Consider the following 7,736-nt stretch of genomic DNA (forward strand, 5'->3'; position numbering starts at 1 on the left):
AAACAGAAAAAAATAAATATAACTGTACCTAAGATTAGCATATCAAAACCATTTGGATTAGAAATTAAAAAAGTTATAGATTCAATTAGTAATAACTTTCCTAAAACAGAGATTGGATTTTATTCTTTAGAAAATCAGATTATTATAAATAATAGTCTGCCTGGCGAGATTTCTTTAATTGAAACTTTTACACCAAATCAACAAAATATTTTTATAAATGTAATTAGAAGTAGAAATAAAATAATAAGAGTAAATAATCAGAACGGTAGTATAGAGGGTTATTCACCTGTTTATGTAAACGGTAAAATTATTGGTGTAGTCTGGGTACGAGAAAATTTACAACCATCAATACAAAATCTTGAAAATAGCAGGAATAAAATTTATAAAATAATTATATTAGGTTTTTTAGTTGGTATTAGTGGTAGTGTTTTTTTAATAAATAATTTTGAAAAAGAGGTAAAAAAAATAAAATATGGCCTGTCACAGTTAAAACAAAATTTAAATACTTTTATACCTGTTAGTGTAGGCCCGATAGGTGAGATCGCCAAAGCAATTAATAGTTTATCTGAAGAATTAAGAAGAGTTTATGGTTATAACAAAATAATATTAAATAGTATTGATGAAGGAATATTGGCATTGGATTTTGACAAGAAAATAATTTTAATTAATAGAGCTTTTATAAACATATTACAGATAAACCCGGTTATTGAAATGAACAATAAAAAGTATACTGAAATAATAATTGAAGATGAAATTAAACAGGTGATAGATGAAACGTATAAATATGAACAAGGAATAAAAGATAAAAAAATAACATTAACAAATAGAGCAAAACAACAAATAGATTTATTGATAGGAACAGCAATATTAAAAGATTTCAATGAAAAATTCTTGGGTATAGCTTTAACAATAAGAGATATAACTGAAAGAGAAAAAATGCTTAGCATTATCAGACGAAGTGAAAGGTTAACATCTTTAGGGACGCTAGTGGCTGGGGTTGCTCATGAAATTCGCAATCCTCTTACTGCGATACATGGTTATATTCAATTTTGGCTAAAAAAAGGAAATCAAATTCCTAGTCAAAAAGCTTTAAAAACAATAACTAGAGAGATTGAACGTTTAAATAACCTGGTTGAAAAACTGCTTTTTTTTGCTAAACCACAACAGATAAATCTGATAGAACAAAATGTAAATCATATAATTAAAAAAGTTTTGGCTTTTGTCCAAGAAATTATTCCAACTTCTATAAAAATAAAAATTGATTTACAGCAAAATTTACCCTTGATTAGATGTGATGAAAGTCAACTAGAAATTGTTTTTAATAATATAATTTACAATGCTATACAAGCTATGCCAGATGGTGGGACATTACATATTACTACCTGGTTTGATGAAAAACAGCAAGCCATAAAAATTAGTTTTAAAGATACTGGAGTGGGCATACCAACTCAGTTATACTCTAGGTTATTTGATCCTTTTTTTACTACAAAACCTAAAGGTATGGGATTAGGTTTGGCTATCGCATATGAAATTGTAAAAAATCATGGTGGGGAAATAGAAGTTCATAGTATGGAAAATAAAGGCAGTGAATTTGTTGTAATATTATCCTTAAACCACCCTGTTCCCCAAGAGTGTTGGGAATAAATCACAAATAAACGGCCGATGATGGCGGCAGCGTATAAACGCCCACCGCAAGAGGCCATTATACACCACGCTCCTTTTCGCCTGTCAAGGGCGAGCGGAGCTGCTGTGTGGCCCTTGTCAGGCTCAAGACCGCGGCGTCAGGGGCAGTCAGGCGGTGTGCGGAAAGGAATGATTCTGTTTTTCTTGCTTAATCAATAAAGATTAGCACTTTGACAACCAGGAGTCGGGATAGTCAGGCTAACATCCATTCGGGCTAAGACCCTGTAAAGGAGCATTTCTGACATTCCACCTCCAGTGCAGGCAGAACGAGGGAATTTAGGGCAAAGACCCTGTGAGACATGGGAGGGTTGCCGCTGGAGAATATGTGGAATTCTACCGACCAGATATTGTAAAATGCATAAGCGGTCTGGTTGTGGTTACCCATATTCATCCAAGATTATGCACTGCCGTTATAATCAGCCAAATGGTTGGTTATTGTCAAAGTGAAATCTGAGATTAAGCGAGAAAAACGGAGAAATTTAAAACCTTATGAAGGAGGGATCAGTACATGAATATATTAATAGTTGATGATGAAGATAGTGTGCTTGATTTTTTAGAAGAAGTACTTGAGGAAGAAGGTTATAAAGTTTTCAAGGCTGTAAACGGGCAGTTGGCTTTGGAATTAATAAACAAGCATCAAATTAGTGTAGTATTGATGGATATAAAAATGCCAGGTTTAAGCGGTTTTGATATTTTAAAGAAAATACAAAATGAAAACAAAAACATTAATGTAATTCTAATGACTGCCTATTCTACAACAGAATTAGCAATTCAGGCTATGAAGCTGGGGGCATTTGACTATATTGTTAAACCTTTTAACATTGAGGAATTATTATTAATAATCAAAAAAGCATTAGAAATGCAACAATTAGCTAGTGAAATAAAAGAGTTACGTTTGCAACTAGAACAGGTTTATCAACCAGAAACAATTATAGGAAATAGTTCAGCTATGCAAGAGGTTTATAAAATTATAGGTAAGGTTGCTAACACAAATGCTACTGTCTTAATAACTGGAGAAAGCGGAACAGGTAAAGAATTAGTAGCCAAAGCAATTCACTTCAATAGTAACCGTCATAATGGACCATTCATTAAAGTAAACTGTGCAGCTCTACCAGAAAATTTATTAGAAAGTGAATTATTTGGTCATGAACGTGGAGCATTTACGGGTGCAGTTAGTAAAAAATATGGATTATTTGAACTGGCGAATAATGGAAGTATTTTTTTGGATGAAATTGGGGAGATAAGTTTACCTATTCAGGCTAAATTATTGAGAGTTTTACAGGAAAAAGAAATTCAACGAGTGGGTGGAACTGAATCAATTAAAATAGATGTAAGGATTATTGCTGCAACAAATAAAAATTTGGAGAGAATGATAAAAGAGGGTAGTTTCCGAGAAGATTTATATTTTAGATTAAATGTTATTCCTATCTTTTTACCTCCGTTAAGAGAACGCAAGGAAGATATACCACAATTGGTACAATATTTTTTGAATAAATATAGCATTGAATTTAACAAAAAAATTAAGGGTATATCTAATGATGCGCTGAGGATTTTGCAAAATTATGATTGGCCTGGAAATATAAGGGAATTAGAAAACGTTTGTGAAAGAGCGGTAATTATGACACAATCAAATATAATTTTGCCAGAACATTTACCTATAAATTTAACAGATTTTGAAATTGAAAACGATTTTAAGCATTTGCCTCTTAAAGAGATAATTGCTGATATTGAAAAAAAGATAATATTAAAGGTTTTAGAGGAAACTAATTGGAATAGAACTTTAGCGGCAAAAAAACTTGGGCTTAATAGACGTTCTTTATATGCTAAGATGAAAGAGCATAAATTACAGGATTAAAAAGATCGTGGGTAATTTTTGCCCAAAGGTATGGGCGAAAATTACCCATTTTTTTCAAAAGTATTACAAGCAAGTCCTGTTAAATGAATAATTCGGCGACAATTTGTTTTGGCATAGAATTTGCTTAAAAAATATATGCATGCTAAATAAATTTAAATTTAAAGGAGGCGTATTTTTATGTTAAAAACAACCAAAAAAATTATCTTAGTAGGCACCTTAGCCAGCTTTATAGGTTCTAGTATGGCATTTGCAGCTGCAACACCGGCAAAACCGGCAACTCCGGCAACTCCTACAACTCCTACTAAAAAAGTTGAATTAACTGTTAAAAAACCTGTTAAAAAATCCACTAAAAAAGCGGTAAAAAAAGCAAAAAAAATAAAGGCAACTAAAAAAGGAGCAAAAAAACAAGTGAATAAGAAAAAATAAACATAAAGAAAGGAGTCTGACTGCCAGACTCCTTTCTTTTGTGCTGTACGCCCAGCATGGGCGTCATCTATAGAGTAAAAGTCTTGAACTGGGGCTGGCGAGCGCCTACCGTTAGCCAAAGGCAAGGGTGTGCTTCGCGAGGCGGAATCTGAAGGAAGCCGTAGGCAAACGCACGGCTTGAGGTACACGAACCCAATTTGAGGCCGTTATAGTCGGATGAGTTGCCAACGCACAACAAAATCCAAAGCCGCCAAAGGCTGTAGCGGTAAACTTGGGCAAGCGCAGGAGGAAAGATGATGTTCTTATCTGAGGAGGCCTGTGGAATACGCCAAGTGATTTGGTAACCAGAGTCGAAAGATTCTACTGAATCCGCAGGAGTCAGCAGAGGCTATAGTACGCCAGTATGGGACGCCGGAAAGCGGAAGGGCCGAACCGAAAGGTGAAAAGGAACCGATGCGTTCGTACGACGAGCACGACAGCGTCAACCATAATATACTCATGGCTCGAGTGGTCCGCAAGGTGAGAGATAAATTTGTGCTAAGGCTGATACGCGCTTATCTGAATGCCGGAGTGATAGTGAACGGGGTCGTCCGGGAAACGGAGGAAGGAACGCCACAAGGAGGACCTTTAAGGCCTCTGTTAGCCAATATTCTACTGGATGACCTGGTTTTTAGCGCAAAACAAGAGGCTGAGGGAAAAATTCACCCCAGCCTCAAATGTTGTAAAAAATAAGCAACAGGCATCCACCTGTGGTAAAATTGAAGTTGAAAGACAAACAATCCTACCCAGGGAGGGATGCCTGTTATGGCTATTATACCACAAATTAAGCTATTTGAGTGGACAGAAACACAAACAATTGGAGATTTAGTTCGTTTACGGCTGGTTCTGGATTACATGCCAGACGAAGAATTGATGAGGACCCTTGAGAGAAGCCGGGGTAAAGGGCGAAACGATTATCCGGTTCGGGCAATATGGAATTCCATACTAGCGGGTATTGTGTTCTAGCATGAGAGTGTGGAAAAGAATAAAGCCTGTTATTGACATACGTAACTTGTGGAGAGATGGGGAAAAAACCAGGCTACTGACCAATTACAAGAACGTGGCCTACAATTACAAGGGCAATGTATATTGCTATTGTCCGGAAACCGGAACGCAACGAGAAATGAGTAATGGTGGTTTTGAAAAAGACAGAGGGACACTAAAGAAGTTATGTCCGGCAAAGCGATACGGAATCAAGTGTCAGGGAATGGAACAGTGTTCAGTTAGTCATGGAATACGTATACCGCTAGCGGAAAACCGACGGATTTTCACGTCGATCGACCGGGCAAGTTATAAGTGGGAAAAAGAATATAAAAAACGCACCGCAGTAGAACGGGTAAATAGCAGACTCGATGTAAAATGGGTACATCGCAAAAAGCATGTACCGGGAGAAAGGTAGGAAAAGAGGGTATGAAGTAGTATAATAAAGTAATACACACCTTTGGACGGGATCTAAAATTCAACCCACATGTTCATGTCTTGGTAACCGAAGGAGCGATAGACAAGAACAAGATAGGGAAAGGAGTAAGTTTTATTCCGTACGAGTATTTAAGAAAAGCCTGATAAAAAGGTATTGCTGGACTGGTTGAAACAGAAATATTCGAAAAGCATAAAAGAGCAAGAACAAATAAATATGTTATATAAAGAATAATCAGAAAGAATTTTACGTATATGCAGAGCGGCGGATGAAAAATGTAAAAGGGGCAGCCCAATACATAGGAAGATACCTGGCACGGCCAGCGATAAAAGAACTTTAAGATGGTGAGACTGTATGGGTTGTATCGGCGAAATCTGAACAAACTGGTGCAAAAAATAATTGGACTTTGGAACAGGGTAAACCACAAAGTAAACGCAATAAAAACCAAAGCAAAGCAAGGTAAAAAGTTGGAAAGAGCGGATGCAAGAGGCATTTGGGAAAAACCCATTAAAATGCCCCTGTTGTGGGCAAGAGATGGAATTATGGTGGATATGGCATTACAAATATAGGACCATATGGTCATTTGAGTTTGTTCCTAAGAAAGGGGGAAGGGATATGGCCAAACTGGATTATCTGGATTACCAGATTGTTATCAACAAAAAACCGGATATACGGGAACTGTATCTGGAGCTGACCACTGCTTGTAATCTTAACTGCCAGAATTGTTATCGGCACAGCTGGCAGCAAGCGGGCGGGATGATGGCCCGGGAAACCTGGCAGCAGGCCCTGGCTGCAGCCCGGCGGTTGCCGGAATTGAAGCGGGTGGTGCTGGGAGGAATCGGTGAACCTCTGTTACATCCCGATTTCAAGGAAATAGTTACTGCTATCAAAAGAGAAGGCTGGTCACTAACCATTACTAGCAATGGTTTTTTGCTGGAGGAAAAACTGGGGCGCTTTCTGGTAGAACAACAGGTAGATGAGATTGTTGTTTCCATTGATGGCTATAGCCCTGAGGTTTTTGTCCGCAATCGCGGGGAGAGTCCTGACCCGCTCTGGGCCAACCTGACTGCTTTGCATAAGGTTAAACAGGAGCTGGGGAGTCAGTGGCCCCAGGTGGCAGCGGAAATGGTGGTGACCAGGGAAAATTATCGGGAGATTCCAGCTTTGCTGGCTGCCCTGCCCCTCTGGCAAATCAATACTCTCTATCTCAGTCAGCTGCTGCCGGTAACGGCAGAGCGAACCGGGGAAGTTTTTTATCAGCTTTATCCGACGGAAGAACTACTGAGCTGGCGTCGGGAAGTGATTACCCTGGCCATGCGCTATGGCATCAGGGTGGTTTTGCCCCAGGTAGGCCTGAATACCAATCGTTCCTGCCGCTTTGTGGATGAGAAGAAAGTGGTTATTCGCTTTGATGGGGAAGTGGCTCCCTGTTACCGTTTTCTCCATTGCGGGAAGGAGTATGTGTTTGGCCGTCCCAAAGATCTGGAGGCGGTTACCTTCGGCAATATCCTGAAGCAGGACCTGGCGGCTATCTGGATGCAGGATGAATATGTTAAATTCCGTTTCCTGGAATATCTCAACCTTTACCCCTCCTGCCCTGATTGCGAATGGGTGGATGGCTGTGATATGGTCTGGCATAACCGGGAGGATTGCTGGGGTAATACCCCCTCCTGTGCTGATTGTCTCTGGGCCAGGGGATTGATTTTCTGTCCCTAGCAGGAATTCGGGCAAAGATGGCGAAATAGCATATAGGATAACATATTGGCATATATTGTGTTATACTATATTCTGTTTTAGTATAAAAGGAGTGATATTTTATGGGGCGTAAACTGGCGCTGGAATTTGCCCGGGTGACAGAGGCGGCAGCCCTGGCCTCGGCTCGCTGGATGGGACGGGGCAATAAAATGGCAGCTGATGATGCTGCTACTGAGGCAATGCGGGCTGTTTTCGATACGGTGGATATTAAAGGGACAGTAGTAATCGGTGAAGGGGAAATGGATGAAGCCCCTATGCTCTATATCGGGGAGGAAGTAGGGACAGGCAAAGGCCCGGAACTGGATATCGCCGTCGACCCGCTGGAAGGCACCAATCTGGTGGCCAAAGGGTTAAATGGCGCCATCGCTGTACTGGCTGCGGCACCCCGGGGCAGTCTCCTGCATGCCCCTGATATGTACATGGAAAAAATTGCCGTGGGACCGGAAGCAGCAGGCAAAATCCATCTGGATGCCCCTGTTCAGGAAAACCTGAAAGCCATTGCTGCGGCCAAAGGCAAACGGCTTTCCGACCTGACGGTAGTAATTCTGGACCGTCCCCGCC

Annotated in this window: 8 protein-coding genes and 1 pseudogene; all 9 read left to right on the plus strand. The window is 39.6% G+C overall.

The annotated features are described in order from the left end of the window. A partial coding sequence (locus ULO1_RS10215) for an ATP-binding protein (protein ID WP_079933516.1) occupies nucleotides 1–1,644 on the plus strand: 1,644 nt, incomplete at its 5' end. A 547-nt stretch (nucleotides 1,645–2,191) separates the two neighbouring features. After that, nucleotides 2,192–3,538: a sigma-54 dependent transcriptional regulator gene (locus ULO1_RS10220; RefSeq protein ID WP_079933517.1), complete on the plus strand. Its 1,347-nt coding sequence runs from the start codon at nucleotides 2,192–2,194 to the stop codon at nucleotides 3,536–3,538. Between the two features lie 177 nt (nucleotides 3,539–3,715). Next, on the plus strand, nucleotides 3,716–3,964 hold the full coding sequence (locus ULO1_RS14800; protein ID WP_079933518.1) for a hypothetical protein: 249 nt from the start codon (nucleotides 3,716–3,718) through the stop codon (nucleotides 3,962–3,964). A gap of 474 nt (nucleotides 3,965–4,438) precedes the next feature. Next, nucleotides 4,439–4,630 (plus strand): annotated as a pseudogene (locus ULO1_RS15200) (group II intron reverse transcriptase/maturase); the annotation flags it as partial. 340 nt (nucleotides 4,631–4,970) lie between these two features. Then, nucleotides 4,971–5,402: a hypothetical protein gene (locus ULO1_RS10235; RefSeq protein ID WP_242947937.1), complete on the plus strand. Its 432-nt coding sequence runs from the start codon at nucleotides 4,971–4,973 to the stop codon at nucleotides 5,400–5,402. A gap of 32 nt (nucleotides 5,403–5,434) precedes the next feature. Next, on the plus strand, nucleotides 5,435–5,566 hold the full coding sequence (locus ULO1_RS15445) for a transposase (RefSeq protein ID WP_079933519.1): 132 nt from the start codon (nucleotides 5,435–5,437) through the stop codon (nucleotides 5,564–5,566). 77 nt (nucleotides 5,567–5,643) lie between these two features. Beyond that, a complete protein-coding gene (locus ULO1_RS15450) occupies nucleotides 5,644–5,760 on the plus strand; it encodes a transposase (protein WP_376738162.1) in 117 nt (38 codons plus the stop codon). Between the two features lie 275 nt (nucleotides 5,761–6,035). Beyond that, complete coding sequence (locus ULO1_RS10245; protein ID WP_159446886.1) at nucleotides 6,036–7,136, plus strand: tungsten cofactor oxidoreductase radical SAM maturase; 1,101 nt, start codon at nucleotides 6,036–6,038, stop codon at nucleotides 7,134–7,136. A 101-nt stretch (nucleotides 7,137–7,237) separates the two neighbouring features. Beyond that, nucleotides 7,238–7,736 (plus strand): class II fructose-bisphosphatase (glpX, locus tag ULO1_RS15205; protein WP_242947938.1); only part of this gene is annotated, 499 nt, incomplete at its 3' end.

The organism is Carboxydocella sp. ULO1 (assembly GCF_002049255.1).
Classification (GTDB): domain Bacteria; phylum Bacillota.